This window comes from Streptomyces hydrogenans (assembly GCF_014656075.1).
In the GTDB taxonomy this organism is placed as follows: domain Bacteria; phylum Actinomycetota; class Actinomycetes; order Streptomycetales; family Streptomycetaceae; genus Streptomyces; species Streptomyces hydrogenans.
The window spans coordinates 20,058-46,418 of record NZ_BNBS01000065.1 but is presented as its reverse complement, the minus strand read 5'-3'; the positions used below and the strand labels follow the sequence as shown (position 1 = coordinate 46,418).

Sequence of the window (26,361 nt, the reverse complement as noted above, 5' to 3'; positions counted from 1 at the left end):
CCGCCCGCGGAGCCGGCACCCGCGCACGCGGCGCGGGAAGCCGGGCCCGCGGCGGGGACGCCCCGGCCCGCGGGGGTCTCGCGGCCGGGGGCCACGGGGACCTTCCGGCGGCCGACGGCGATCCGTCCGCTGCCGGAGCACACCGTGCGGATCGGGCGGGCGCCGGACAACGACGTCGTCGTCGCCGATCTGGTGGTCTCCCGGCACCACGCGGAACTCCTCGCCCGGCCCGACGGGACCTACTGGATCCACGACCTGGGCAGCCACAACGGCACCTTCCTCAACGGACGTCCCGTCGTCGAACCGGTCCGGGTCACGGCCGCCGACATCGTCGGCATCGGGCGCAGCGCCTTCTGCCTGGCCGGCGGGCAGCTGGTCGAGTTCACGGACACCGGCGAGATCTCGCTCGACGTGCAGGAGCTGGCCGTCACCGTCGACCACGGCCGGAAGACCCTGCTGGACGAGGTGTCGTTCCCGGTCGGCGAGAAGACGCTGCTCGCCGTCGTCGGGCCGTCCGGGGCGGGCAAGTCGACGCTGCTGGGCGCGCTCACCGGGCAGCGGCCCGCCGACCGGGGCACGGTCCTCTACGACGGTCGCGACCTCTACCGGGACTACGCCGAGCTGCGCCAGCGCATCGGGCTCGTCCCGCAGGACGACATCCTGCACCTCCAGCTGACCGTCCGGCGCGCCCTCGCGTACGCGGCCGAGCTGCGCTTCCCCGGGGACACGGCGCCCGCCGAGCGCCACGCGCGCGTGGAGGAGGTGATCGGCGAACTGGGGCTCACGGAGCGGGCCGACCAGCCGATCCACAGCCTCTCCGGCGGGCAGCGCAAGCGGGTGAGCGTCGCCCTGGAGCTGCTGACCAAGCCGTCGCTGCTCTTCCTCGACGAGCCGACCTCCGGGCTCGACCCCGGCATGGACCGCTCGGTGATGCACATGCTGCGCGGTCTCGCCGACGACGGGCGCACGGTCGTCGTGGTCACCCACAGCGTGCTCAGCCTCGACGTGTGCGACCGGCTCCTGGTGCTCGCCCCGGGCGGCCGGGTGGCCTACTACGGGCCGCCCGGCGACACCCTGTCGTTCTTCGGCTTCGACCAGTGGCCGGAGGCGTTCGAGGCGTTCGAGACGGAGCGGGAGCGGGACTGGGCGGGGCAGTACCGGGGCTCGCGCTTCCACCGGCGGTACATCGAGGACGCGACGGTCCGGCCGTACGCCCCCGTGCCCGGCGGCGCCGGGGCCTCCGAGGCGCCCTCGGGCGCGCCCGCCCCGCCGCCGAAGGCGCAGAGCTGGGGCGGCCAGCTGCGGACGCTGGTGCGGCGCTACACGGCGGCGCTCGCCGCCGACCGCACCTTCCTGGCGATCATGGTCGCGCTGCCGTTCGTCATGGGCGCCATGGCCCGGGCCCTGTCCGAGGGCAGCCTCAACCCCGAGTCCACCCTGAACGTGCTGCTCATCCTCTGTGTCGGCGGCGTCCTGACCGGCGCGGCGAACGCCGTCCGCGAGCTGGTGAAGGAGCGGTCGATCTACCGCCGGGAGAGAGCCGTCGGCCTGTCCCGCTCCGCCTATCTCGCCTCCAAGGTCGTCGTCCTCGGCACGGTCACGGTCGTGCAGGCGGTGGTGCTGACCCTGGTCGCCCTGGTCGGCGTGCCGCTCAACGTGCCCGACGGCAAGGGCGTGCTGATGCCCGCGCTCGTCGAGATCACGCTCGCGGTCGCCCTCCTCGCCTTCACCGCGATGATGCTCGGGCTGCTGGTGTCGGCGCTGGTCCGCAAGGAGGAGGTGACGATGCCCCTGCTCGTCCTCCTCGCCATCGTCCAGGTGGTGTTCTGCGGCGCGCTGCTGAACGTGCGGGGCACGCCGGTCCTGGAGCAGCTGGCCTGGCTGGTGCCGTCGCGGTGGGCGTTCGCGGCGATGGGTGCGACGATCGACATCGGGACGGTGGCGCCGAGCGAGAAGACCGCCGATCCGCTGATGGACCACACGGTGACGGCCTGGCTCTTCGACATGGGCATGCTGGTGGTGCTCTGTCTGGCCCTCGGCATCGCCGTGTCCCGGCTGCTGCGCCGTCACGAACCCGTCGTGATGCGCCGGTGACGGCGATCAGGAGGTGAGGCCGTGAGCGTCCCCGACCCCGGCGCGGCCTTCGGGCCCGGCTCCGGATCCGGGATCCGGGATCCTGGATCCGATCTCGACTTCAGCCCCACCCACGTCGTCCCGCGCGGGGGGCTGCCCGCCTGGCAGACGCCCGATCCGGGCTATCCGACGGTGCCGCTGGACGCCTTCCTGCCGGTGCGGCTCACGGAACGGACCGGCGACTGGGGGCGGGTGCTCTGCTCCAACGGCTGGTCGGCGTGGGTGGACGCGCGGCTCCTGGTGACCGTCCCCGACGACCCGCCGGCGGCCGGCCCGGCGCTCGCCCGCACGGCCGATCCCCGGCCGCTGATCGCGCGCGCCGAGGACGCGCTGGGCCGGTACCGGCGGGCCGTGGAGGAGCTGACGGCGGGGCGGGCGGACGGGGAGGTGTTCCGGCGGCGGACGCGCGGCCTGCGGGTCGGGATGGTCGTCGACGGGGAGTCGGTGTGGCTGTACGACGCGGAGCACGAGCGCTGGGTGTTCTGCGACGGGGTGGGCCTGGCGACGTACGCGGCCTCCGCCGGGCCCTCCCGGACCGCCCAGGAGCCCTCGGCCGCGGAACCCGTACCGGAGGCGGAGCCCTCGCCCGTCGCGTACGAGCCGACGCAGGTCGTGCCCCAGGTGGATCAGGCGGCCGCGCCGCCGCCCACGCGGGTCGTGGACCGGCCTCCTGACGCGGAGGACGAGCGCTGATGGCGGGCGCGGGCGGGGCCGGGGACACCGGCTTCCCGGCGGGCCGGCCGTCGGGGCTGGCCGGCAAGGAGATCGCGGGCTACCGCGTGGAGGCCGAGATCGGGCGCGGCGGGATGGCCGTCGTCTACCGGGCGCGGGACCTGCGGCTGGACCGGACGGTCGCGCTGAAGCTGCTCGCGCCGGAGCTGGCCCGCAACGACACCTTCCGGAGGCGGTTCGCGCACGAGTCACGGGTGGCCGCCTCCATCGACCACCCGCACATCGTGCCGGTCTTCGAGGCGGGCGAGACGGAGGGGGTCCTGTACATCGCGATGCGGTACGTGGCCGGGCAGGACCTGGTGGCGCTGCTGGCGCGGGAGGGTCCGCTGCCGCCGGCGACGGCGGGCCGGATCGCGGCGCAGGTCGCGTCGGCGCTGGACGCGGCGCACGCCCACGACCTGGTGCACCGGGACGTGAAGCCGGGGAACATCCTGGTCGCGGAGGGCACCGACCGGGACCATCCGGAGCACGTCTACCTGACCGACTTCGGGCTGACGAAGAAGTCGCTGTCGCTGACCGGGTTCACGACGGTGGGCGAGTTCGTCGGCACGCTCGACTACGTGGCGCCCGAGCAGATCTCGGGGAAGCCGGTGGACGGGCGCTGTGACGTGTACAGCCTGGCGTGCGTGGTCTTCGAGACGCTGACCGGGGTGCCGCCGTTCCGCCGGGAGACCGACTGGGCGGTGCTGTGGGCCCAGCAGTACGACCCTCCGCCACCGCTGGCCGAGCACCGGCCGGGCCTGCCGGAGGGGGCGGACGCGGTGTTCGCGCGGGCGCTGGCCAAGACGCCCGAGGAGCGGTACCGCACGTGCCTGGAGTTCGTCACGGAGCTGCGGGCGGCCCTCGCGTCCGCCCCGGGCGGCGACCCGGAGTGGTCGAGCGGGCCGGGCCCCCGTGCGCCGAGCCCGCCGCCGCAACCCCCGGCGTGGGCACGGCCGGTGTTCCGTCGGTTGTGAGGGCGGGGTCCGGTGTTCCGACGCTCGTGAGGGGGACGGGTCGACGTTCCGGCGGTCGTGAGGGCGGGGTCCGGTGTTCCGGCGGTCGTGAGGGGCGCGGATCCGTGTTCCGGACCGCTCAGCCGCCGCCCGGCGGGACCTGGCCCCTGTGCCGGACGCCGGTGGCGAGCATGCCGGCCAGGAAGCCGGTGACGAGGCCGGCGAGGAGCGCGAAGCCGGCGGTGCGCCAGACCTGGGGGCGGAGCACGACCTCGCCGCCGAGGCCCGCGAGGTCGCCGATGCCGAGGACCGAGAGGCCGAAGCGGGCCTCGACGAGGGTCAGGGGCGCGACGGCGAGCATCGTCAGGGCGAAGGCGACGCCGCAGTGCAGGGCGTGCTGCCAGGGCCGGACGTGGGCCGGGGAGCGTACGGCGGCGACGAAGGCGGCGCCGAGGACGAGGACGGCGGCGATGGGCAGCAGCCACCAGGCGCGCGCGTCCTGGGCGGCGAGCGAGGGGAGGTCCACGGTGGACAGGTCGGTGCCGTCGCCGCCCTGTCGCAGGACGGCGTCGAGGACCTGCGGCATGGGCAGGCCGAAGGGGCCGTCGACCGTGCCCTCCCAGGAGCCGCCGATGCCCACGCCGAGGGCGAGCCAGCTGACGTTGGGCAGGCCCAGGAGGAGGACGGCGAAGGTCTCGGCGGCGTGGCCCTTGGTGGCGGCGACGACCAGGCCGACGACGAGGCCGAGGGCCACGTACGCGAGGAGCAGCAGGAGCATCGCCGAGGCGGCGGGGCGTACGGCCTCCTGGTGGCGCAGCAGGCGCGCGGGGAGGGGGCTGCGGCGGGAGACGAGGAGGGCGACGAGGAGGACGCCGAGGATCCACAGGAGGCCGTAGCCGAGGGTGGGGCCGACGAGGGTGCGGAAACCGACGCTGGGATCGGCCGCGTCGATGAGTTCGCCGAAGAGGTCGGCGAGGGGTTCCTGGGAGTCGCCGACGCCGAGGTCGAGGGGGAAGTCGTGGCGGGCGGCGGCGCTGAGCCCGGCGAGCCCGGCCAGCCACAGGACCGTGACGGCCGCGGCGCGCTCCGCGAGGTCGCCGGTCCTGGCGACGGCGTGGTGGCGCAGCGGGCGGAGGAAGACGGCGCCGGTGACGAGCGCGCCGACGAGGGTGACGGTGAGGGGCATGGCGGTGAGTTCGCCCTGGGCGCCGGCGAGGGAGCCGGCGGAGCCGACGATCTCGACCTGTCCGCCGGCGGCCATGACGACGACCGCGGCGAGGACGGCGGCGAATCCGCCGGGGAGGTCGGACGCGCCGGCGGCCCAGAGGCCGAGGGCGGCGGTGACGCCCATGGCGACGTAGCCCGCGACGACGGCGGCGAGGGCCTGGCCGGCGATGCGGAGCCCCGCCGGGGCGGGGGCGTCGCCGGGGGCGCCCGGGCCGGTGGCGGGGGGCGGGGTGTGGGGGAGCCTGGTGCTCACCCTGACCACGCTAGTCCGGGCCGGGCGGCTCCGCCTGCGGGTGCGGTCCGTCCGGAGGGCCTGCGAGGGAGCGCCGCGCCTCTGGTGACGCTGTGTGAACGCGGGCCCATACGAGGCATCCCTAACCGGATTCGGCTCCGCCAAACGGGGTGTCGGCTGTCGATGAGGTAACGCTCCGGCATCGGCGTGAGACGGTCGGAAGGTGTTACGTCGTCGTTATGAACGAAGGTTTTGCACCGCTTTCCAACTTTTCACACCCCTGAAAATGTGAGGTGATCGTCCGGTCTCCGATGCATGACCGTCGGGCCATAACACGGATCACGCTCCCGTGAAACCCCGCCGGCCAAGGAAGTTCACGGCTGCGCTGGGTAACTTCGGCGCCCATGACCACAGCTCACACAGCACCGGAACGTGTCCGGGACGAAGCGCCGGTCTCTGCTCGGGGATGGACCATCGGACGGCCGCGGGTCGGCGATGGCGCCCAACTCTGGCGGCTGGCACGGGAGTCCGAGACGCTCGACGTCAACTCCTCCTACAGCTACCTCCTGTGGTGCCGGGACTTCGCCGACACCTCCGCCGTCGCCCGCGACGCGGCCGGCCGGCCGGTGGGCTTCGTGACCGGCTACCTCCGGCCCGACGCGCCGGGGACTCTGCTGGTCTGGCAGGTGGCCGTCGATGCCGGGCACCGGGGGCAGGGGGTCGCCGGGGCGCTCCTCGACCACCTCTCGGAGCGGGTCGCCGACACCCACGCGCTGAACGCCGTGGAGACGACCATCACACCGGACAACCTCGCTTCCGAGCGCCTGTTCAGCGCGTACGCCCGCCGGCACGGGGCACGCGTGAGCCGGACGGTCCTCTTCCCCGCCGCCGCGTTCCCGTCCCCCGGGCACGAGTCCGAGGTGCTGCACCGCATCGCGCCGCTGGCGTTCTGAAGCGACCGTCCGCCGCTCCCCCCTCTCCCACGTACTGGAGTCCCGCATGACGCTCATCGCCGATACCGAACCCACCGTCTTCGAGACCGTCGAGTCGGAGGTGCGCAGCTACTGCCGTGCCTGGCCCACCGTCTTCGAACGCGCCACGGGCAGCCGCCTCTTCGACGAGCACGGCCGTCCCTTCCTCGACTTCTTCGCCGGCGCCGGGTCCCTCAACTACGGCCACAACAACCCCGCGCTGAAGCGCCCGCTCCTCGACTACCTCGGGAGCGACGGCATCACCCACGGCCTCGACATGTCGACGACGGCGAAGCGGCGGTTCCTGGAGACCTTCCGCTCGGCGGTCCTCGAACCCCGCGGCCTGCCCTACAAGGTGATGTTCCCGGGCCCGACCGGCACCAACGCCGTCGAGGCGGCGCTGAAGCTGGCCCGCAAGGTCACCGGCCGCAAGACGGTCGTCTCCTTCACGAACGCCTTCCACGGCATGTCCCTCGGTTCCCTCGCGCTCACCGGCAACGCCGGCAAACGCGCCGGGGCGGGCGTGCCGCTGACCCACACCACCCAGATGCCGTTCGACCACTACCTCGGCGGCGTGACGCCGGACTTCCTCTGGTTCGAGCGGCTGCTCGAAGACTCCGGCTCCGGTCTCGACCACCCCGCGGCCGTGATCGTCGAGACCGTCCAGGGCGAGGGCGGCGTGAACGTGGCCCGCGCCGAGTGGCTGCGCGGTCTCGCCGACCTCTGCCGCCGCCGCGACATGCTGCTGATCGTCGACGACATCCAGATGGGCTGCGGCCGCACCGGTGACTTCTTCTCCTTCGAGGAGGCCGGCATCACCCCGGACATCGTCACCCTCTCCAAGTCGATCAGCGGCTACGGACTTCCGATGTCCCTCTGCCTGTTCCGCGACGAGCTCGACATGTGGCGGCCCGGCGAGCACAACGGCACCTTCCGCGGCAACAACCCGGCCTTCGTCACCGCGACCGCCGCCCTGGAGACGTACTGGCGGGACGGCACGCTCCGCGACCGCACCCTGCGGCGGGCCGCCACCGTCGAGGCGGCGCTGGCCGAACTCGGCACGGAGGCCGCGCCGCGCGGCCGGGGGCTCGTGTGGGGCCTGGAGTTCGAGGACGGGGAGCGGGCCGCGGCGGTCTGCCGGCGCGCCTTCGAACTGGGCCTGCTCGTCGAGACGTCGGGGCCGCGCGACGAGGTCGTCAAGCTGCTGCCGCCGCTGACCGTCACCGACGACGAGCTGGACGAGGGCCTCGGCATCCTCGCCCGCGCCGTCCGCCACACCGCCTGAGACCACCCGACTCACCGCACGGAAAGGCCACCGCCATGATCGTCCGCACCTTCGCGGAGCTGGAGAACACCGAGCGGCACGTGAAGTCCGCCTCCGGCACCTGGGAGAGCAAGCGCATCGTCCTCGCCCGCGAGCGCGTCGGCTTCTCCCTCCACGAGACCGTCCTGTACGCCGGGACGGAGACCGCCATGTGGTACGCGAACCACGTCGAGGCCGTCGTCTGCACGGCGGGCGAGGCCGAACTCACCGACCACGAGACCGGGACGACGTACACGATCACCCCCGGGACGATGTACCTCCTCGACGGCCACGAGCGGCACACCCTCCGGGTCAAGGAGGACTTCCGCTGCCTGTGCGTCTTCAACCCGCCGGTCACCGGCCGCGAGGACCACGACGAGAACGGCGTGTACCCGCTGCTCACCGAGCCCGAGGGCGCCTGACCGCCCCGCCCCTCCCCCGTACGTACGAGAAAGGCCAGCACGCGATGACCACCGCCCCCGCCCGCCCCGTCGACCCGTACCCCACCCGCGGCACCGAGGAGGCCCTCGTCTACCGCAAGGAGCCCGTCGTCTGGTCCGAGCCCGGCACGCCGGGGCCGTTCTGGCCGCGCGAGCTGGAGGACTACGAGCGCAACGGCTTCTTCGCCGTCGACGCCCTCGTCACCCCCGAGGAGGTCGTCGAACTCCGCGCGGAGCTGGACCGGTTGGTGGCCGATCCGAAGATCCGCGAGGACGCCCGGGCGATCGTCGAACCCCGCTCCCGGGAGATCCGCTCCGTCTTCGAGGTGCACCGGATCAGCGAGGTCTTCGCCCGGCTCGCGGGCGACCCCCGGCTCGTGGACCGGGCCCGCCAGATCCTCGGCTCCGACGTCTACCTCCACCAGTCGCGGATCAACGTGAAGCCCGGCTTCGGCGCCAGCGGCTTCTACTGGCACTCGGACTTCGAGACCTGGCACGCCGAGGACGGGCTGCCGCTGATGCGGGCCGTCTCGGTGTCGATCGCGCTGACCCCGAACTTCACCACCAACGGCAGCCTGATGATCATGCCGGGTTCGCACCGCACCTTCCTCGGCTGCGCCGGCGAGACCCCGAAGGACAACTACAAGCAGTCGCTGCGGATGCAGGACGCCGGCACCCCCTCGCACAAGGCGCTGACGACCTTCGCCGAGGCCTGCGGGATCGAGCACTTCACCGGCGACGCCGGGTCGGCCGTCTGGTTCGACTGCAACGCGCTGCACGGTTCGGGCGACAACATCACCCCCTTCCCCCGCAGCAACGTCTTCCTCGTCTTCAACAGCGTGGAGAACGCGCCGGAGCTGCCCTTCGCCGCCCCCGTCCGCCGCCCCTCCTACATCGCCGCCCGGGACACCACGCCCCTCGGCTGAGCACCGGCCCCCGCGAAAGGACGCACATGACGACGCACCTCTCCCGCAGAAACCTGCTGTCCCGCGCCGCCGTTCTCGGCGGGCTGCTCACCGTCTCCGCGCCCCTCGTCGCGTGCAGCCGCACGGAGCCCGGCACCGGAGCCCCGGGCGGCGACGCGGACCTGCTGACGGCGCTGCGGAAGCGGGGCCACGTCCGGGTGGGCTTCGCCGGCGAGGCACCGTACGGCTTCCAGGACGGCGGCGAACTCGCCGGGGAGGCGCCCACCCTCCACCGGGAGATCTTCACCGCCCTCGGCATCCCCGAACTCCGGCCCACCCTCACCGAGTTCGGCGCCCTCATCCCCGGGCTGCTCGCCGGACGGTTCGACGTGGTGAGCGCCGGCATGGCCATCACCCCCGAGCGCTGCGCCAAGGTCGCCTTCTCCGAGCCGGAGTTCGTCTCCCCCACCGCGCTCATGGTCCGCGAGGGCAACCCGAAGGGCCTGAGCGACCTGGCGTCCTGCGCGGCGAAGGGCGTCCGGGTCGGCGTCCTGACCGCCGCCGTCGAGGGCGGCTACGCGAAGGCCGCGGGCGTCCGGGACGGGGCCGTGGTGTCCGTCGGCAAGCAGCAGGACGGACTCGACGCGCTGCTCGCCGGACGGATCGACGCCTTCGCGCTCACCGGCATCTCGCTGCGCTGGCTCGCCCGCACCAACGGGAGCGCCGCCGTGGAGGTCCTGGAGCCGTTCGTGCCGGTGATCGACGGGGTGAAGCAGTACAGCCCCGGCGGCGCCGTCTTCCGCACCGGCGCCGTCTCGCTGCGGGAGGCGTTCGACGACGAGCTGGCGCGGATCACCGGTGACCCCGGGCGGTACGTGGGGCTGATCGGGAAGTACGGCTTCACCGAGCGCGAGGTGCCACCGCGCACCCTGCGCACCGCGGAGCTGTGCGCGGGATGACCGGCTCCGGCATGGCCGTGTTCCTCTCCGAGCTGGGCCGGGCGCTGCCGAGCATCGGCCAGGGCCTCCTGGTGACCCTGGAGGCGACGGTGCTCGGCGCGGCCCTCGCGCTGCTCGTCGCCTTCGGCCTGGGCCTGGCCGCCCGCTCCCGGGCCGTCGTGGTGCGCGGCGCGGCCCGCGTCGTCGTGGAGTTCCTGCGCGGCACCTCGCTCTACGTCCAGCTGTTCTGGCTCTTCTTCGCGCTGCCGATGCTCGGCTTCCGGCTGGAGCCGATGGCCTGCGGGGTGCTCGCCTTCGGGCTCAACTACGGGGCGTACGGCGCGGAGGTGGTGCGGGGCTCGATCGCGGCCGTGCCCGCCGCCCAGACGGAGGCGGCGATCGCGCTGGGCATGGGGCCCGGGCTGCGCCTGCGCAGGATCGTGCTGCCGCAGGCGTACGCCCTGATGGTCCCGCCGTTCAAGAACCTGCTGATCCAGCTGCTCAAGGCGACCCCACTGCTGTCCCTGGTGACGGTCACCGACCTCACCTTCCAGATCGACCAGTTGCGGGCCGCTACCGGCGGGACGGCCGCCGCCTATCTGCTGCTGCTCCTGGTGTACTTCGCCGTCGCCGCGCTCCTCGGGGCGGGGATGAACGCGCTGGAGCGCCGGGCGAAGGCCCGGCTCGGCGTCGTGGGCGGTGGTGCGTGATGTGGGACATGGACGCGGCGCGGGCCGCGCTGCCCGTCGTGCTGTCCGGCTTCGGCGTGACCCTGCTGGCGACGGTCCTCGGCTTCGCGGTCGCGGTGGTCGCCGGGCTCGGCGTCGCCCTGGTCCAGCGCTCCGGGCCGCGGTGGATCGCCCTGCCGGTGGGGGCGCTGGCCTCGTTCGTGCGCTCGACGCCGGTGATGGTGCAGCTGTTCGCCGCCTGGGTGCTGGTGCCGGGCCTGGACCCGTTGACGCTCGGGGTGCTGGTGCTGGGGCTGCACTACGCCACGTACCTCTCCGAGGTGTACCGCGCCGGCATCGACGCCGTGCCGAAGGGCCAGTGGGAGGCGTGCACGGCGCTGTCGCTGCCGCGCCGCCGGGTGTGGCGGGCCGTGGTGCTGCCGCAGGCCGTGCGGAAGGTGCTTCCGGCGCTCGGCAACTACGCGGTTTCCATGTTCAAGGAGACGCCGTTCCTCTCGGTCATCACGGTGAACGAGATGGTCCACGAGGCGAGCACCTTCGGCAGCACCCACTTCGCCTATCTGGAGAGCTTCACCCTGGCCGCCGCCGTCTTCCTGCTGGCGAGCTGGCCGACGTCCGTGCTCGTCCGCCGACTGGAGGCCCGCCTTGCCCACTGAGACCGACCACGGACCGGAGAAGGTGCGGTTCGCCCGGGTGACGAAACGGTTCGGGGACCACACAGTCCTCGACGGGCTCGACCTGGCGGTCGCGCCGGGCGAGCGGGTGACCCTGATCGGCCCGAGCGGCTCCGGGAAGACGACGATCCTGCGGCTGCTGATGACGCTGGAGCGGGTCACGGACGGCGTCGTCCACGTGGACGGCGAGCCGTACTCCCACATGCCGTCGGGCCGCGCGGGCGACAAGCTCGTCCCGGCGGACGAGCGCTACCTGGCCCCGCGCCGCCGGCGCGTCGGGATGGTGTTCCAGCAGTTCAACCTCTTCCCGCACATGAGCGTCCTCGCCAACGTCATGGAGGCGCCCCGGCACGTCCTGGGCCTCGACGGCGACGAGGCCGCCGCGCGCGCCCGGGACCTCCTCGGACTCGTCGGTCTCGCCGAGAAGGAGGACGAGCACCCCACCCGGCTCTCCGGCGGCCAGCAGCAGCGCGTCGCCATCGCCCGGGCCCTGGCGATGCGCCCGGAGCTGCTGCTCCTGGACGAGGTGACCTCCGCGCTCGACCCCGAGCTGGTGGCGGAGGTCCTGGACGTGCTGCGGGACGTGGCGGCCGGCACCGACATCACGATGCTCTGCGTCACCCACGAGATGGGCTTCGCCCGCGACATCTCGCACCGGATCCTCATGTTCGACGAGGGCCGCGTGCTGGAGTCCGATGCCCCGGAGCGGCTGCTCGACGACCCGGAGCACGAGCGGACCCGGGCGTTCCTCCGGTCGATCGGCTGAGGGCGGCCGGGCCGGTGCGGGGCCCGGGGGCGAGGGCCTCGCGTGACGTCCGGGTTTGAGGCCGCGGTGAGCGGTGAGGCGCTGGGGCGACGGCGTACGCCACCGAACGGAAGGAGTCGGCCATGTCGCGGCTGGACGGACGGCACGTCCTGGTGCTGACCACGAACTACGGCACGGAGGAGCGGGAGCTGCGCGATCCGGTGGCCGTGCTGCGCGAGGCGGGTGCCCGGGTCACGGTCGCCGCCCAGGAGGAGAAGCCGGTACAGACCGTGGTCTCCGACCGGCGGCCCGGCGCCGAGGTCCGGCCGGACGCGCGTCTGGCGGACGTCGGGGCCGAGGGGTTCGACGCGGTGGTGGTGCCCGGTGGCACCGTCAACGCCGACACCCTGCGCACCGACGAGGACGCGCGGCGGCTCGTGGCGGCGTTCGCCGCGGCGGGCAAGCCGGTGGCCTCGATCTGTCACGGCCCCTGGCTGCTGGCCGACGCGGGCCTCCTGCCGGGCCGCGAGCTGACCTCCTACCCGTCGATGCGGCCCGACCTCTCCGGCGCCGGCGGCCGCTGGGTCGACCGGGAGGTCGTCGTCGACACCGACGGCCCGTTCCCCCTGATCACCTCCCGCAGGCCCGACGACCTCGACGCCTTCTCGGCCGCGGTCGTCGAGGCCGTCCGGGACGCGGCGGCGGCCTGACCACCGCCGTCACGGCGGGCGCTCAGCCCTCCCGCGGCGCCCCGGCGCCGAGGTACGCCTCCCGCACGGCCGGGTCCGCGCGCACCTCCCGGGGCGTGCCCTCGGCGAGGACCCGGCCCAGGTCGAGCACGACGACGCGGGAGCACAGCTCCATCACGAAGGCCACGTTGTGCTCGACGAGCAGCACCGCGCAGTCCTCCTCCTCGGCCGTCCGGCGGATCACGGCCGCGAGCCGCCGCCGCTCGTCGGCGGTCGTCCCGGAGGCGGGCTCGTCCAGGAGCAGCACCCGGGGAGGGTCGGCGAGCGCGCGGGCCAGTTCGACCATGCGGGCCTGTCCGACGGGCAGCCCGCCCGCGTACGCGCCGCCGAGCGCGTCGAGGCCGCAGTCGTGGAGAACGGCGGCGGCCCGCTCCCGGTGCCGGGCCCCGGCCCGCGTCCCGCCCCGCCAGTCGCGCGCCACGACGAGGTTGTCCGCGACGGTCAGCTGGCCGAAGAGCTGCTGGCGCTGGAAGGTGCGGCGCATCCCGTGCCGGGCCCGCCAGACGGGGGACCTGCGGGTGATGTCCGCGCCGTCGTACGCGACCGTGCCCGCGTCCGGCCGCCGCATCCCCGACAGCACGTCGAAGAGCGTCGTCTTGCCCGCGCCGTTCGGCCCGATGAGGCCGCAGACCTCACCGGGGCGCACGGCGAGGGTGACGCCGCGCAGGGCGTGGACGCCGCCGAAGCGGACGTCGATCCCGCTCGCGTGGAGCAGAGGGGCGCTCATCGGCGGGCTCCCGTTCCCAGGTAGGCGTCGGCGAGCCGGTCCCGGTCCACCTCGGCGCGCGGACCGGACCAGGCGATCTCGCCCTGTGCGAGGTAGGCGACGGTGTCGGCGATGCCGAGCACCTCGGCGGCCTTCTCCTCGACGAGGAGCAGCGCCGTGCCGTGGGAGCGGAGTTCGGCGAGGAGGCCGAAGACCTCGTCGACGACGCGCGGGGCGAGTCCGAGGGACGGCTCGTCGGCGACGAGGACGGCCGGCGGCCGCTGGAGCAGCGGGGCGAGGGCCAGGAGCTGTTGCTCGCCGCCCGACAGCGATCCGGCGAGGACGGTGCGGCGGGCGGCGAGCGCGGGGAAGCGCGCGTACACCGCGTCGCGGTCGTCCGGCTCCGTCAGCTGGAGCGCCAGGTTCTCGTCGATCGAGAGGCCCGCGAAGATCCCGCGCCCCTCGGGGGCCAGCCGCACGCCCCGGCGCGCCCGGGCGACCGCCGTGTCGCGCGTGGCGTCCCCGCCCCGTACGCGGACGAGCCCGGCCGCCGGGCGCAGCAGTCCGGCCGCCACCCGGCAGAGGGTGGACTTGCCGGCCCCGTTGGGCCCGAGCAGCACCAGTGCCTCCCCGCCGCGCACCACGAGGTCCACGCCGTGGAGGACGGGCGCGCCGCCGTACCCCGCGTGCACTCCGCCCAGTTCGAGCGCGGGCGCCGCCTCGGCGAGCCCGCCGCCGATGGCGGGTGCGGGAGGGCGGGGCGAGGGTACGCCGCCCGGCTCCGGACCCGGTTCCGGTACGGGCTCCGCCCGCGGCACCGGTCCCGCCTTAGGCTCCGGCTCCCCCTTCGCGGACGGGCCCTGCGGCTCCCCCGGCCCGGTCGCCGCCCGGCGGGCCGCCCGTCTCGACGGCAGGGCGGCGCAGTAGCCGTCCGGGTCGTTGGCCAGCGCGAGTCCCGCCAGGCCGAAGAGGATCACCGGCAGATGGGCGGATTCGGTCACGTACTGCGTCATCAGGTGGGGCACGACGGCGAAGACGAGCCCGGCGACCACCGCGAACTGTGGTCTGCGGACGCCCGCCGCGACGACGACCGCCAGCCACACCAGGCCCGTCATCGCGGTGAAGTCGGTGGCGGTGACGCGGGTGTTGTAGGAGGCGTAGAGGACTCCGCCGAAGCCCGCGAGGCCGGCCGACACGGTGAAGAGCAGGAGTTTCGTGCGGACGACCGACACCCCGGACGCGGCGGCCGCCTCGGGGGCCGAACGGACCGCGAGCATGGCCCGGCCCCAGCGGGAGCCGCGCAGCCAGGTCAGGGCGGCGACGGCGAGCGCGCTGAGCAGGACCAGGGCGAGGCCCAGGGCGCGGTCGTCGCCGAGGTCCACCGGGCCGGCGACGGGGCGGGGGATCTCCCAGCCGGTGTCGCCGTTGCGCAGCCAACCGAGCTGGAAGAGCACCTGGTCCGCCAGGAAGGCGAGGGCGAGGGTGGCCAGGGCCAGGGCCCTGCCGCCGAGCCGGAGGGCGGCGAGCGCGGCGACCGCGCCGAGCAGCGCCGCCAGCGCCGTGCCGGCGGCCGCGGCGGCGGCGAAGGGCCAGCCGTGGCTCATGAGCAGGCCGGCGACCAGGGCCGCGGCGGTGACGAACGTCGCCTGGGCCAGCGAGACCATGGCGCCCAGGCCGGTGACGACGGTGAAGGACATGAACACGATCCCGATGGCGAGCCCCTGGGCCAGGATCCCGCTCCAGAAGGGTGTGGTGACGGTGTAGAACGCGGCGCCGAGCAGGACCGCCGCGACCACCCACGCGCCCCGGCGACGGCCCCGGCCCCGGCCGGCGAGGTAGTCGACCGGCGGCGGGACGGCGGCGGCCGTGCCGGCGGCCCGCCCGCGCCGGGTGAGGACGACGAGGCCGGCGAAGAGGATGAGGAAGGGGACGGCCGTGCGGAAGCCGGTGAGGTCGTCGGTGAACGACGCGTATCCCGCGACCAGGTTCTGGAGGACGCCGAGGCCGAGGCCGCCCGCGAAGGCGAGGGGCACGGAGAGGAAGCGGCCGAGGACCGCCGCCGTGGCGGAGACGAACAGGAACAGCGTGTAGTCGTGGGCGGAGAGCCCGAGGAGCGGGGTCGCGAGGACGCCGGCGAGGCCCGCGAGGCCGGACGACAGCATCCAGGCGATCGAGGAGAGCCGATCGGCGCTGATGCCCCGCAGCTCGGTCAGGGTGCGGTCGTCGACCGCCGCGCGCAGCCGCAGGCCGAGCCGGGTGTGCCGCATCAGGACCCACAGGGCGACCGCCGCGAGGGCGGTGGCGATCCAGGTGATGAGCTGGTCGGAGTCGATGCCCACGCCGTCGAGCGGCTGCCAGGAGACGGCGGGGCTGGGGCCGACGCCGGGCAGGCCGAACTGGTTCTCGGCGGGCAGTACGGGGGCGCCCGCCCGCTCCAGGAGTTCGACCGCCCACCGTCCGGCGGCGGGCAGCGCGACGAGCAGGCCGATGGTGGCGACGATCTGCGCCGTCTCGCCGACCTTGGCGAGCTTTCTGAACATCAGCCGGTCCAGCGCCCAGCCGAGGCCGGGCGCCACCGCGAGGACCAGGAGCAGTGCGGTGGGGACGGCCGGCCAGCCGAAGCCGGAGTGGAGTTCGTAGAAGGCCAGCGCGCACAGGTAGGCGGTGGCGCCGTGCGCGAAGTTGAAGAGCCCGGAGGCGGAGGAGGAGAGGACGAGACCGGTCGCGAGCAGCGCGTAGAGCGCGCCCGAGACCAGTCCGCTCAGGACGAAGCCCAGCAGGTCACCCACGTGCCGCGCCTCCTCAGGCGAAGGGGATCGGCGGGTAGCACTTGAAGGGGACCGCGACCTCGTAGCGGCCGTCCTTGAGCCGGACGAGCGCCCCGCAGCCGAAGCTCTCCTTCTTCCCCCTGGGCTCGGCGCGGTCGCCGACGAGGGTGCCGGTGTCGGAGAAGCCGTCGGCGGCCTTCTGGAAGGAGTCCACGGTGAGGTCCTTGCCGGCCCTGGCGGCGATGGCGAGGAAGAGGTCGGCGCTCATGTAGCCGGTCATCATGTGCATGTTGAGGGGGACGTCCTTGCCTCCGGCGGCCTTCCTGATGTCGTCCTTGAACTGCCGCATCGCGGGGCTGTCCGACTCGAAGGGCTGGAACTGGAGGAGGACGTGGACCCCGTCGAGGGCCTGCTTGGTCGCGTCCTTGGCGAGCAGCCCGGGGTCGTAGTCGGTGGGGTCCGAGAGGACGCCCTTGTAGCCGGAACGCTTGAGGGCGGTGAAGAGGCCGATGTTGTACGGCGTCTGCATCACGGAGACGACGGCGTCGGGCGCGCCGCCGCCGGGCCCCGAGCGGAGGATCTCCTTGGTGTAGGCGGACCAGTCGCTGGGCATCGAGGTCGCCGGGACGACGGCCTTGGCGTAGGGGACCTGGAAGCCGGCGGCCTTGAAGCCCTGGGTGAAGGTGCGGATGCCGAACTTCCCGGCGTCGTTGTCGCCGGCGATCAGCGCGACGGACTTGCCGCGGGCGCCGCCGAGGACGGCGGCGAGGCTTTCGGGCCAGGTCTGGTTGAGGGTGCCGCCCGGCATGGGCACGAGGCAGCCGTTGAAGCCGTAGATGTGGGCGGGGCCGCAGAAGGAGGGGAGGGTGCCCCAGCCGACCGTCGGCACCTTCTGGGCGTCGAGGAAGTCGGCTCCGGCGAAGGTCACCGAGCTCATCGGGGAGACGGCGAAGACCTGGTCCCGCTGGACGAGCTTGCGGGCGGCGGCCAGGTTCTTCGCGGGGTCCTGGCCGTCGTCCTCGGCGCCCAGGTACTCGATCCTCCGCCCGTTGATCCCGCCCTCGGCGTTGGCCCGGTCGTAGCGGGCCCTGGCCCCGAGGTCGGTGTCCTTCTTGGAGTAGCCGCTGGCGGTCGTCATGGAGACGATGCCGCCGACCTTGATCGTGTCGGCGGTCACTCCACGGACGGAGGAAGCGGCGGTTCCGCCGCTGGAGGCGGAGTTGCAGGCGGTGGCGAGGAGCAGGGCGGACGCGGCGGCGACGACGACGCGCAACGGTCGAAACACGGGCGATCCCTCCGTCGGGTGACCCGCATTCTGTGACCGAGCTGATGAACCGTCAATAACTGACGCTCCATCAGTTGATGATTCGGGCGACCTGCCGGGGCGCCGCTCGCCCCGCTCGCCCGGCACCCTGACGGCGGAGCCTGCCGTGCGGGGCACCCGCACGGCACCCAGAATGGCGCCGAACGGAAGAAAGGGAAAAAAGTGACTTCCCAACCGCCGCCGTCCGGCCCTCCGTCGGTCCCGCCCACCGGTCCCCCCACGGGCCCGCCCTCGGGACCGCTCTCCGGCGCGGCCACCCGCCCCGGGGTGGCCGGCCCGCCGACCACGCCGCCGTACGACGGCTCCGGGGGCGGCGGAGGCGGTGGCGGTGGCGGAGACGGCGCGGGCGACGGCGGCGGTCCGGGCGGCGGGCGGACCCCGTGGTGGCGGTCCGTACCGAAGGTGGCCGCGCTGACCGCCGTCGTCGTGGCCGCCGTCGCGCTGACCGTGGTCTTCGTCAGCCGCTCGGACGACAAGGGCGACACCGCGGGCTCGGGCGGCAGCGGCGAGGTCTTCCTCCAGAACAGCTCCGCCTCCGGCCCCGACCCCTTCACCGCCTCCACCGCCCGCAAGGACGAGGCCTCGGGGACCGCCTCGCTGGCCCCGCGCACCGGGACGGCGGAGAGCACCACCCCGCGGGTGCCGGGCTCCACGGCCGGCCTGTACGGCGGCACCCAGCAGGTGGCGAGCTGCGACGTGGAGCGGCAGGTGCGCTACCTCGGCGCCGAGCCCGCCAAGAACGCCGCCTTCGCCAAGGTCCTGAGCCTGGACGCGAACGCCGTGCCGGCCTACCTCCGCTCCCTGACCCCGCTCCAGCTCCGGGTGGACACCCGGGTGACCAACCACGGCTTCAAGGACGGCGCCGCCACCACCTACCAGGCGACCCTCCAGGCGGGCACCGCGGTGCTCGTCGACGATCGGGGCGTGCCCCGGGTCCGCTGCGCCTGCGGCAATCCGCTGACCGAGCCGGTGCCCCAGCAGCGGCCGCGGACGACGGGCACCCCGTGGCCGGGCTACAACGCCTCGCAGGTCGTGGTCGTGGCACCGTCGGTGACCGTGGTGAACGTCTTCGTCGTGTACGACCCCGAGGACGACTCCTGGTTCGCGCGGAAGCACGGCGACACCGGCCGCCACGACAAGCCGACCCCGCCGCCGCCCCGGCCCACACCGACCACCACCTCGCCGTCGGCGTCGTCCACGTCGCCTTCGGGCACCCCGACCTCGCCGCCGCCGTGCGTGGTGGTGACCGGCGACGAGACGCCGGCGCCGATCGACGGCGTGACGCCGTCCCCCTGCCCGTCCACGCTCTCCCCGACGCAGACGACCCCGCCGCCGTCCCCCTCGACGGACACCACGACGGACACCACGACGCCGACGACCGAGACCCCGTCGGACACTCCCTCCGGCACGCCGGACACCCCCTCGAACAACGGGGCCACGACGACCGACGGGACCGACACCACGACGGACACGACGACGGACGACACGACCGGCTCCACGGCCGGCGGTGACACCGACGGCCGTTCGGCGGCGGCGAGTTCGCCCTCCGGCCTGCCGCTGAACCCCTCCGGCACCGCCACCTCGCCGGCCCCCGGCCCGGGTCAGCCCGTGGCCTGAGACCCCGGTTCCGCGCGGACGCCCGTACCCGGCTCCCCGGGTACGGGCGTCCGCGCCGTCCGGCCCGCCGCCGAGCCCTTCGTCGAAGGCGGCGGCGAGCCGCTCACGCCGACGACGAACCGGCCCGGCGGCGGGCCGTCGGCGCTCACGTGGCGCCCTCGGTGGTCCGGGAGGCGGGCCGGTGGGTCCGGAGCGTGGCGCGCAGGGTGCGCAGCCAGGCGCCCACGGGCAGGGGGCGGGCGGGGCGCTCCTCGGCGTGCCGCTGCCACAGGCGCTCGTCGCGGTCGGTGAAGTGCGGGGTCATCGTCGTGCTCCTCTGCTGGGTGCGGTGCGGGAAGGCGGGCCGGGGGCGCCTCGTCGGACGCCGCACCAGGCCACTGTCGAGAGTCTGTAGGCTTATTGGCCCGGACAGCAGAGCCAATAAGGAGTGATTGGCATGGCAGAGGCCCGTGTGGTCCACACCGCGGACCGGACCTTGTCCGGCCGCCAGCTCGCCTCCCTGCTCACCCCGCCGCCGGAGGGCCGGTTCGGCTACCGCGAGCTGGCGCGGGCCGTGCGGGAGGCGCTGCTGGACGGGCGGGTGGCGCTGCGACTGCGGCTGCCCGCCGAGCGGGAGCTCGCGCAGGTCCTGGAGGTGAGCCGGACGACGGTGACGGGGGCGTACGACCTGCTGCGGGAGAGCGGGTACGCGCACAGCCGGCGGGGCGCGGGGACGTGGACGGCACTGCCGGACGGGCAGGCGCCGACCTCCCTGGGCGCCTTCCCGGACGGGGCCGGCGAGGTGATCGACCTCGCGCTGGCCGCGCCGCACGGGCCCCGGGCCGAGCTCGCGGAGGCGCTGGCGGAGGCCGCCGCCGAACTGCCGCGGTACGCCGCCGCGCCGGGCTACCACCCGTACGGCCTGCCGGAGCTGCGGGCGGCGGTCGCGGAGCGGTACACCGAGCGGGGGCTGCCGACGCGGCCCGAGCAGATCCTGGTCACGACGGGGGCGCAGCAGGCGCTGTCGCTGGTGCTCGCGCAGTTCGGGCGGCCGGGCGACCGGGTGCTGGCGGAGAACCCCTCGTACACCAACGCGCTGGACGCGATGCGGGGCCGCGGGATGCGGGTGACGCCGGTGCCGGTCACGGAGAGCGGCTGGGACACGGGGCTGGTGGACGCGGCGCTGCGGCAGACCGCGCCGCGGCTGGCGTACCTGATCCCGGACTTCCACAACCCGACGGGGCGCCTGATGCCGCGCGAGCAGGGCCGGGAGCTGGCGCGGGCGGCGCGGGCGACGGGCACGTGGCTGGTGGTGGACGAGACGCTGACGGACATGGCGCTCGACGTTCCGGCGCCGGCGCCTTTCGCGGCGTCCGCGGGGGCCGGGGGCGGGGAGCAGATCGTGTCGATCGGCTCGCTGAGCAAGAGCTGCTGGGGCGGGATGCGGGTGGGCTGGGTGCGGGCCTCGGCGCGCGTGGTGACGGAGCTGACGCGGACCCGGGTGACGGCCGACCTGTCGGGTTCGGTGCTGGACCAGCTGGTGGCGGTGGCGCTGATGCGGCGCCTGGAGCCGATCGTGCACGCGCGCGTGGCGGAGCTGCGGCAGCGGCGGGAGGCGCTCGGCGCCGCGCTGGCCCGGCACCTGCCCGAGTGGCGGTGGTCGGTGCCGCCGGGCGGGATGTGCCTGTGGATCGACCTGGGGCGGCCGGTGGCGACGCAGCTGGCGGCACGGGCCCTGCGGCACGGGGTGCGGGTGGAGGGCGGGGCGCGGTTCGGGGTCGATCCGGGCACGCACGAGCACCGGCTGCGGATCCCGTACACGCTGCCGGAGGAGGTCTACGAGACGGCGGCGGAGCGGCTCGCGGCGGCCCTGGAGGGGGCGCCGGGGCGGTTCACGGACCCGGCGCTGCCGGAGTGGGTGGCCTGAGGCCGGGTTCCGCTTCCGGGCCCCGTGGACGCGTGTCCGGGCAGGCGGGCCCGGTCATGCGGCCCTCGGATATCCGGATGCCCCGGCCGCGGATCTGCCTGTACGGTCCAACGAGTGGAACCGTTGACTGAGAAAGAGATCCGTTCGTCGTTCGTGAACGCCACGAAGGGGGACGCCGCGCGGCTGAAGCTGCCGCTGGACTTCGCCGAGACGCCCTGGGAGGACCTGGACTTCCTGGGGTGGGTGGATCCGGGGGCGCCGCTGCGGGCCCATCTCGTGGTGCGCCGCGAGGACGGCCCGCTCGGGGTGTCCCTGCGGGTGCCCGCGGCGGGCCGGACGAGTGCCGTGAAGACGAGCCTGTGCCAGATCTGCCTGACGCCGCACGCCTCGTCGGGTGTGACGCTGCTGGCGGCGCCGCTGGCGGGACCCCGGGGGCGGGAGGGGAACACGGTCGGCATCTACATCTGCGCCGACCTGGCGTGCTCGCTCTACCTGCGCGGCAAGCGCGTCCCGAAGCTGCGCGGGCTGCGTCACGAGGAGACCCTCTCCGTCGAGGAGCGCGTCGAGCGCGCCACGGGGAACCTGGACGGGTTCCTGGCGCGCGTGACCGCGGGCTGAGCCGCGCGGGGGCGGCCCCGGAGGGGCCGCCCCGACGGGCTCCTCGCACGGTCAGCGGAAGGCCTGCTCGCCGGTGAGCGCCTTGCCGATGACGAGGGAGTGGACCTCGCTGGTGCCCTCGTAGGTGAGGACGGACTCCAGGTTGTTGGCGTGGCGCAGCACCGGGTACTCCAGGGTGATGCCGTTGGCGCCCAGGATCGTGCGGCACTCGCGGGCGATGGCGATGGCCTCGCGCACGTTGTTGAGCTTGCCCACGCTGATCTGCTCGGGGGTCAGCTCGCCGGCGTCCTTGAGGCGGCCGAGGTGGAGGGCGAGCAGCATGCCCTTGCCGAGTTCGACGGACATGTCCGCGAGCTTCTGCTGCGTGAGCTGGTAGGAGGCGAGGGGGCGGGCGAAGACGGTCCGGTCCTTCGCGTAGGAGATCGCGGTCTCCAGGCAGTCGCGGGCGGCGCCGAGGGCGCCGAAGACGATGCCGAAACGGGCCTCGTTGAGGCAGCCGAGCGGGCCGGACAGGCCCCGGGCCTCCGGGAGCATCGCATCGGCGGGGAGCCGGACGTCCTCCAGGACCAGTTCGGCGGTGACGCTGGCCCGCAGCGACAGCTTCATCGTGATCTCGGGGGCGCTGAAGCCGGGCGTGCCGGCCGGGACGAGGAAGCCGCGGACGCCCTCCTCGGTCCGGGCCCAGACGACGGCGACGTCGGCGACGGAGCCGTTGGTGATCCACATCTTGGTGCCGTTGAGGATCCAGTCGGAGCCGTCCCGCTTGGCGTTCGTGCGCATGGCGCCCGGGTCGGAGCCGGCGTCGGGCTCGGTGAGGCCGAAGCAGCCGATGTACTCGCCGGCGGCCATCCCGGGCAGCCACCGCTGCTTCTGCTCCTCGGAGCCGTACTTCCAGATCGCGTACATCGCGAGCGAGCCCTGCACGGAGACGAGCGAGCGCAGCCCGGAGTCGACGGCCTCCAGCTCCATGCAGGCGAGGCCGTAGGCCACCGCGCTCGTCCCGGCGCAGCCGTAGCCCTCCAGGTGCATGCCCAGGACGCCCAGCTCGCCGAGCGTGCGCGCCAGTTCGCGCGCGGGGATCTCGCCCTTCTCGAACCAGCCGGCGACGTGCGGGCGCAGCTCGCGGTCGGCGGCGGCGCGGACGGTGTCGCGGATCGCGCGCTCCTCGTCGCTCAGCAGGCCGTCGACGGCGAGGAGGGCGAGGGGGTGGGTGGCGGTGGACGGCGAGGACTTCACGGGCGGCCTCCTGGCGGCTGTGACGAGGGTCGTGCTCGGCGTGGCGAGCCGAAGCGTAGCCGCAGATTGGATTTTGGATCCAGTATTGAAAATCCGGTCTCCGCCCCCTACGGTCCCGATCGGATCCAATCCCGGGATCCGCTCTCCGGGGTCCCGCCTCCGGAAGCCCCGCCCGGGGGTCCCGTCCCCGGTGCCCCTGGCCCGACGTCGTCACGAGGGAGCGCGGAATGCCCACCGACCACCCCCAGGAACTCCCCGCGCCCGGCGCCCTCTCCGGCATCGTCGTCGCCGACTTCGGCCGGGTCCTCGCCGGGCCGTACATGACGATGCTCCTGGCGGACCTCGGCGCCGACGTCATCAAGATCGAGCGGCCGGACGGCGGGGACGACACACGGGCCTGGGGCCCTCCGTTCGCGGACGGGCAGGCCACCTACTTCCTGGGGGTCAACCGCAACAAGCGGTCCGTGGCCCTCGACCTCGCCGACCCGGACGGCCTCGCGGCGGCGCGGTCGATCGTCGACCGGGCCGACGTCCTGGTGGAGAACTTCCGGCCGGGCACGATGGAGAAGCTGGGCCTGGGCTTCGAGGAGGTGCGCCGGACCAATCCGGGCCTCGTCTACTGCTCGGTGACCGGCTTCGGCGCCGACGGAGGCGCGGCGCTGCCCGGATACGACCTGCTCGTGCAGGCCATGGGCGGCCTGATGAGCGTCACCGGCGAACCGGGCGGCCGGGGGACGAAGGCGGGGGTGGCGCTGGTGGACGTCATCACCGGACTGCACGCCGGCCTCGGGGTCCTCGCGGCGCTGCGCCACCGGGAGCGGACCGGCGAGGGCCAGCGCGTGGAGGTGTCGCTGCTCGGCTCGCTGCTCTCCGCCCTCACCAACCAGGCCGCCGCCCACCTCGGCGCCGGTGTCGTGCCGCGCGCGATGGGCAACCGGCACCCGAGCATCACGCCGTACGAGGTCTTCGAGGCGCGGGACCGGCCGCTGGTCCTGGCGGTGGGCAACGACCGGCAGTTCCGGGCGCTGTGCGAGCGGATCGGCCGGGCGGAGCTGGCCGGGGACGAGCGGTTCGCCACCAACACCGCCCGGGTCGCCCACCGCGACGCGCTGACGGCGGAGCTCTCCGGCGCCCTCGCGGCGCGGACCGCCGACGACTGGTTCGAGGAGCTGACCGCCGCCGGCGTGCCCTGCGGACCGATCAACGACCTGGCCGGGGCGTTCGCGCTCGCCGACCGGCTCGGGCTCGACGCCCGGCTCCCCGGCGACGCGGCCGGGCCGGGGCAGGTCGCGCACCCCGTCCGCTTCGGCGCCACCCCGCCCTCGTACCGCTCCGCGCCCCCGCGACTCGGCCAGCACACCGACGAGATCCTGGCCGGCGTCACCCCGGTGGACGACTCGAACACGGGTCTGTGATCCGTAGGAAGATGACGGTCACCGACGGCGACGAAGGCCGCCGGTCCACGAGCACACGCGGCGGAAGGTCGGATCGATGAGCGGAGCGGTGGAGAGGCGACGGCCCCGGACGGCGCAGCAGTTCGTCCTGGAGGAGCTGCGGGGCGCCATCACCAGCGGGGCGCTCCGCCCGGGCGCGCCCATACGGCAGGACGCCCTCGCCGCCCGCCTGGAGGTCAGCCGGGTGCCGCTCCGGGAGGCCCTCAAGACCCTGGAGGCCGAGGGCCTGGTGGTTCATCACGTCCACCGGGGCTACTTCGTCGCCGAGCTGTCCTTCGCCGACCTGGAGGAGATCTACCGGATCCGCGCCCTGCTGGAGACCGAGGCGGTCGGCCGGGCCATGGAACTCGGGGCGGAGGGCCTCGCCGACACCCTCGCCGCGATCCAGGACGAGGTCGAACGGGCCGCCGGGGCGGGGGACGTGACGGCGATGGCCGAGGCCAACCGCCGCTTCCACCTCGCCCTCATCGACGCCTGCGGCATGCCCCGGCTGGTGCGCATGATCACCACGCTCTGGGACGCCACGGACGCCTACCGCTCCCTCTACTACACCGACCCCGAGCACCGCGCCCAGGCCGTCCGGGAGCACCGCGCCGTCCTCGACGCCCTGCGCGCGTCCGACCGGCCGTCCGTCCTCGCCCGGCTGGACGACCACCGGGCCCACGCCGTGGAGGCCCTGCGGAAGGTGCTGCCCCCGGAAGCCGGCGCCTGAGGGCCTCGGGGAAGCCCCGTCCGCCGCTCCGTCGCTCACCGGTCCCGGGCACGCGGTGGTCGCGTTCCGCCGATTCCTGCCTGTGGTTCTGCCTGGAGACGGCGACGGTCCGCTGCTTGGCTGTTCGTGCGGGCGGGAACCCGGGCCTCGCCGAGGCGGTCCGGTGGCGCGTCGACGAGGTCGCCGCCTCGTGACGAGCCCTCCCCGGCCGTCGTCTTCCGGGTGGTGCGGCGTCCCGTTCCCGCCCGGGGCGGCCCCGGAGTCACTTCCCTGAGCGGAGAGAAATTGAGCGTGGTGTTGACGACCGCCTCCGTGCCGGACCAGGACAAGGTCGCGTACTGGAACGACGCGGTGAGCAGGACGCTGGTCCCGATGGAGGTCGCCCCCCGGGGCGACGGGCCGTTCGACGGCCGGATCGCCACCGACCGTCTCGGGTATCTCCAGGTGTCCACCGTGGAGGCCGACGCGGAGCGGGTCAGCCGCACGCCGGAGCTGATCGCCCGGTCGTCCGAGGCGCTGGTGGCGGTCGGTGTCCAGGTGTCCGGCACGGCCACCTTCGTCCAGGACGGCCGGCGGGCCGAGGTGGGGGCGGGCGACCTGGTGGTGTACGACACGACCCGGCCGTACTCCTTCGACTACCCGCGGCGGTTCGCCACGCACGTCTTCCAGCTCCCGCGCCGCGCGCTCGGCGTGTCGGACGGCGACATCCGGCGGGTCACGGGGAACGCCATCGGCACCGGGGACGGTTTCGGCGCGATGCTGCTCCCGTTCCTGGCCACCCTGGCCTCCTCCCCCGCCGACGGCTACCCGCCGGCCGTCGCCGACCGGCTGGCCGGCAACGTCGTCGAGCTGTTCGCCACCCTGATCGCGGAGCGGGCCCACCCGGGCGGCGCGGAGGCGGAGGCGCCGAGCCATCTGGTGCTGCGCGTCCGTGACCACATCAACCGGAACCTGGGCGACCCGGACCTGTCGCCGGAGAGCATCGCCCGGGCGCAACGGATCTCCGTCCGGTACCTGCACCGGCTGTTCGAGGGCGAGGGGACCACGGTCGGCCAGCTCGTCCGGCAACGGCGTCTGGAGGAGTGCGGCCGCGAGCTGGCCCGCCGCGGCCGGACGGCGCCCACGGTGTCCGCCGTGGCCCAGCGGTGGGGCTTCGTGAGCCCGGCCCATTTCAGTCGGTCCTTCCGCGCCGCCTACGGCGTCTCCCCCCGGGAATGGCGCGCCCTGCGGACCGCCCGGGAAGACCTCGGAGGAGCCCCGGCGCCCGGCGCCGACCGGCTCGGGGCCGGCCTCCCGCCGTTCGGCGGGTAAGGTCCCTCCCCGGCTCTCCCCGTGCGTGCGGCGGAA

24 protein-coding genes are annotated in these 26,361 nt (G+C 74.4%); 18 read left to right on the top strand and 6 right to left on the bottom strand.

Translation table 11 applies throughout. From position 1 onward, the window contains the following. From IE321_RS25180 to IE321_RS25170, 3 genes are all read left to right on the top strand, one after another. A partial coding sequence (locus IE321_RS25180) for an ATP-binding cassette domain-containing protein (protein WP_190224627.1) occupies positions 1-2,094 on the top strand: 2,094 nt, incomplete at its 5' end. A 72-nt stretch (positions 2,095-2,166) separates the two neighbouring features. Beyond that, positions 2,167-2,826, top strand: coding sequence for a hypothetical protein (locus IE321_RS25175; RefSeq protein WP_190224629.1), 660 nt, complete (start codon positions 2,167-2,169; stop codon positions 2,824-2,826). Next, on the top strand, positions 2,826-3,821 hold the full coding sequence (locus IE321_RS25170) for a serine/threonine-protein kinase (protein WP_190224626.1): 996 nt from the start codon (positions 2,826-2,828) through the stop codon (positions 3,819-3,821). The genes IE321_RS25175 and IE321_RS25170 overlap by 1 nt, the downstream gene beginning before the upstream one ends. A 118-nt stretch (positions 3,822-3,939) precedes the next feature. On the opposite strand, the gene IE321_RS25165 is transcribed toward IE321_RS25170, so the two are convergent. Next, positions 3,940-5,289 carry a streptophobe family protein gene (locus tag IE321_RS25165; protein WP_190224625.1) on the bottom strand — a complete coding sequence of 450 codons (1,350 nt, stop codon included), beginning with the start codon at positions 5,287-5,289 and terminating at the stop codon, positions 3,940-3,942. 374 nt (positions 5,290-5,663) lie between these two features. Here IE321_RS25165 and ectA point away from each other — a divergent pair, with 374 nt between their 5' ends. The 9 genes from ectA (at position 5,664) to IE321_RS25120 (ending at position 12,634) form a co-directional block, all read left to right on the top strand. Then, positions 5,664-6,212 carry a diaminobutyrate acetyltransferase gene (ectA, locus tag IE321_RS25160; RefSeq protein WP_190224624.1) on the top strand — a complete coding sequence of 183 codons (549 nt, stop codon included), beginning with the start codon at positions 5,664-5,666 and terminating at the stop codon, positions 6,210-6,212. A 46-nt stretch (positions 6,213-6,258) separates the two neighbouring features. After that, on the top strand, positions 6,259-7,515 hold the full coding sequence (gene ectB, locus IE321_RS25155) for a diaminobutyrate--2-oxoglutarate transaminase (RefSeq protein ID WP_190224623.1): 1,257 nt from the start codon (positions 6,259-6,261) through the stop codon (positions 7,513-7,515). A gap of 35 nt (positions 7,516-7,550) precedes the next feature. Further along, positions 7,551-7,955: an ectoine synthase gene (locus tag IE321_RS25150; protein ID WP_043220161.1), complete on the top strand. Its 405-nt coding sequence runs from the start codon at positions 7,551-7,553 to the stop codon at positions 7,953-7,955. A gap of 44 nt (positions 7,956-7,999) precedes the next feature. Next, positions 8,000-8,899: an ectoine hydroxylase gene (thpD, locus tag IE321_RS25145; RefSeq protein WP_043220159.1), complete on the top strand. Its 900-nt coding sequence runs from the start codon at positions 8,000-8,002 to the stop codon at positions 8,897-8,899. 26 nt (positions 8,900-8,925) lie between these two features. Further along, positions 8,926-9,837, top strand: a complete 912-nt coding sequence (gene ehuB, locus IE321_RS25140; RefSeq protein ID WP_043220156.1) for an ectoine/hydroxyectoine ABC transporter substrate-binding protein EhuB — start codon at positions 8,926-8,928, stop codon at positions 9,835-9,837. Positions 9,838-9,848: 11 nt separating this feature from the next. After that, positions 9,849-10,526, top strand: coding sequence for an ectoine/hydroxyectoine ABC transporter permease subunit EhuC (gene ehuC, locus IE321_RS25135; RefSeq protein ID WP_043220277.1), 678 nt, complete (start codon positions 9,849-9,851; stop codon positions 10,524-10,526). Then, a complete protein-coding gene (ehuD, locus tag IE321_RS25130) occupies positions 10,526-11,161 on the top strand; it encodes an ectoine/hydroxyectoine ABC transporter permease subunit EhuD (protein ID WP_043220155.1) in 636 nt (211 codons plus the stop codon). Before ehuC ends, ehuD begins: the two co-directional genes overlap by 1 nt. Further along, complete coding sequence (gene ehuA / locus IE321_RS25125; RefSeq protein WP_190224622.1) at positions 11,151-11,945, top strand: ectoine/hydroxyectoine ABC transporter ATP-binding protein EhuA; 795 nt, start codon at positions 11,151-11,153, stop codon at positions 11,943-11,945. The genes ehuD and ehuA overlap by 11 nt, the downstream gene beginning before the upstream one ends. 122 nt (positions 11,946-12,067) lie before the next feature. Then, positions 12,068-12,634: a type 1 glutamine amidotransferase domain-containing protein gene (locus IE321_RS25120; RefSeq protein WP_043220152.1), complete on the top strand. Its 567-nt coding sequence runs from the start codon at positions 12,068-12,070 to the stop codon at positions 12,632-12,634. A 22-nt stretch (positions 12,635-12,656) separates the two neighbouring features. Here IE321_RS25120 and IE321_RS25115 read toward each other — a convergent pair whose 3' ends face one another. Genes IE321_RS25115 through IE321_RS25105 form a run of 3 tightly spaced genes read right to left on the bottom strand, consistent with a single transcriptional unit; the run spans position 12,657 to position 17,432 of the window. Continuing rightward, positions 12,657-13,400 carry an ABC transporter ATP-binding protein gene (locus IE321_RS25115; protein ID WP_043220151.1) on the bottom strand — a complete coding sequence of 248 codons (744 nt, stop codon included), beginning with the start codon at positions 13,398-13,400 and terminating at the stop codon, positions 12,657-12,659. Continuing rightward, positions 13,397-16,168 carry an ABC transporter permease subunit gene (locus IE321_RS25110; protein ID WP_190224621.1) on the bottom strand — a complete coding sequence of 924 codons (2,772 nt, stop codon included), beginning with the start codon at positions 16,166-16,168 and terminating at the stop codon, positions 13,397-13,399. The genes IE321_RS25115 and IE321_RS25110 overlap by 4 nt, the downstream gene beginning before the upstream one ends. 13 nt (positions 16,169-16,181) lie before the next feature. Further along, positions 16,182-17,432, bottom strand: coding sequence for an ABC transporter substrate-binding protein (locus IE321_RS25105; RefSeq protein WP_190224620.1), 1,251 nt, complete (start codon positions 17,430-17,432; stop codon positions 16,182-16,184). A gap of 306 nt (positions 17,433-17,738) precedes the next feature. Between IE321_RS25105 and IE321_RS25100 the strand changes: the two genes are divergently transcribed. Next, a complete protein-coding gene (locus IE321_RS25100; RefSeq protein ID WP_229916532.1) occupies positions 17,739-19,088 on the top strand; it encodes a DUF6777 domain-containing protein in 1,350 nt (449 codons plus the stop codon). 145 nt (positions 19,089-19,233) lie between these two features. Here IE321_RS25100 and IE321_RS25095 read toward each other — a convergent pair whose 3' ends face one another. After that, positions 19,234-19,392 carry a hypothetical protein gene (locus IE321_RS25095; RefSeq protein ID WP_190224619.1) on the bottom strand — a complete coding sequence of 53 codons (159 nt, stop codon included), beginning with the start codon at positions 19,390-19,392 and terminating at the stop codon, positions 19,234-19,236. 132 nt (positions 19,393-19,524) lie between these two features. Between IE321_RS25095 and yczR the strand changes: the two genes are divergently transcribed. Further along, entirely contained in the window at positions 19,525-20,994 is a 1,470-nt protein-coding gene (gene yczR, locus IE321_RS25090; protein ID WP_190224618.1) for a MocR-like transcription factor YczR, read from the top strand. Positions 20,995-21,108: 114 nt separating this feature from the next. Next, positions 21,109-21,612 carry an FBP domain-containing protein gene (locus IE321_RS25085; protein WP_043220140.1) on the top strand — a complete coding sequence of 168 codons (504 nt, stop codon included), beginning with the start codon at positions 21,109-21,111 and terminating at the stop codon, positions 21,610-21,612. 51 nt (positions 21,613-21,663) lie between these two features. Here the strand turns inward: IE321_RS25085 and IE321_RS25080 are convergent, their stop codons facing one another. Next, on the bottom strand, positions 21,664-22,848 hold the full coding sequence (locus tag IE321_RS25080) for an acyl-CoA dehydrogenase family protein (protein ID WP_190224617.1): 1,185 nt from the start codon (positions 22,846-22,848) through the stop codon (positions 21,664-21,666). Between the two features lie 227 nt (positions 22,849-23,075). On the opposite strand from IE321_RS25080, the gene IE321_RS25075 reads away from it, so the two are divergent. From IE321_RS25075 to IE321_RS25065, 3 genes are all read left to right on the top strand, one after another. Next, positions 23,076-24,263, top strand: a complete 1,188-nt coding sequence (locus IE321_RS25075) for a CaiB/BaiF CoA transferase family protein (RefSeq protein WP_190224616.1) — start codon at positions 23,076-23,078, stop codon at positions 24,261-24,263. 76 nt (positions 24,264-24,339) lie between these two features. After that, positions 24,340-25,014, top strand: coding sequence for a GntR family transcriptional regulator (locus IE321_RS25070; protein WP_190224615.1), 675 nt, complete (start codon positions 24,340-24,342; stop codon positions 25,012-25,014). A 285-nt stretch (positions 25,015-25,299) separates the two neighbouring features. After that, a complete protein-coding gene (locus IE321_RS25065) occupies positions 25,300-26,325 on the top strand; it encodes an AraC-like ligand-binding domain-containing protein (RefSeq protein WP_190224614.1) in 1,026 nt (341 codons plus the stop codon). The last annotated feature ends 36 nt before the right edge of the window (positions 26,326-26,361 follow it).

What these genes read in the sequence shown, in the direction of transcription:
- IE321_RS25170 (WP_190224626.1), top strand. Translation starts at nt 2,826, where the DNA reads ATGGCGGGCGCGGGCGGGGCCGGGGACACCGGCTTCCCGGCGGGCCGG.
- ectA (WP_190224624.1), top strand. Translation starts at nt 5,664, where the DNA reads ATGACCACAGCTCACACAGCACCGGAACGTGTCCGGGACGAAGCGCCG.
- ectB (WP_190224623.1), top strand. Translation starts at nt 6,259, where the DNA reads ATGACGCTCATCGCCGATACCGAACCCACCGTCTTCGAGACCGTCGAG.
- IE321_RS25150 (WP_043220161.1), top strand. Translation starts at nt 7,551, where the DNA reads ATGATCGTCCGCACCTTCGCGGAGCTGGAGAACACCGAGCGGCACGTG.
- thpD (WP_043220159.1), top strand. Translation starts at nt 8,000, where the DNA reads ATGACCACCGCCCCCGCCCGCCCCGTCGACCCGTACCCCACCCGCGGC.
- ehuB (WP_043220156.1), top strand. Translation starts at nt 8,926, where the DNA reads ATGACGACGCACCTCTCCCGCAGAAACCTGCTGTCCCGCGCCGCCGTT.
- ehuC (WP_043220277.1), top strand. Translation starts at nt 9,849, where the DNA reads ATGGCCGTGTTCCTCTCCGAGCTGGGCCGGGCGCTGCCGAGCATCGGC.
- ehuD (WP_043220155.1), top strand. Translation starts at nt 10,526, where the DNA reads ATGTGGGACATGGACGCGGCGCGGGCCGCGCTGCCCGTCGTGCTGTCC.
- IE321_RS25120 (WP_043220152.1), top strand. Translation starts at nt 12,068, where the DNA reads ATGTCGCGGCTGGACGGACGGCACGTCCTGGTGCTGACCACGAACTAC.
- IE321_RS25115 (WP_043220151.1), bottom strand. Translation starts at nt 13,400, where the DNA reads ATGAGCGCCCCTCTGCTCCACGCGAGCGGGATCGACGTCCGCTTCGGC.
- IE321_RS25095 (WP_190224619.1), bottom strand. Translation starts at nt 19,392, where the DNA reads ATGACCCCGCACTTCACCGACCGCGACGAGCGCCTGTGGCAGCGGCAC.
- yczR (WP_190224618.1), top strand. Translation starts at nt 19,525, where the DNA reads ATGGCAGAGGCCCGTGTGGTCCACACCGCGGACCGGACCTTGTCCGGC.
- IE321_RS25075 (WP_190224616.1), top strand. Translation starts at nt 23,076, where the DNA reads ATGCCCACCGACCACCCCCAGGAACTCCCCGCGCCCGGCGCCCTCTCC.
- IE321_RS25070 (WP_190224615.1), top strand. Translation starts at nt 24,340, where the DNA reads ATGAGCGGAGCGGTGGAGAGGCGACGGCCCCGGACGGCGCAGCAGTTC.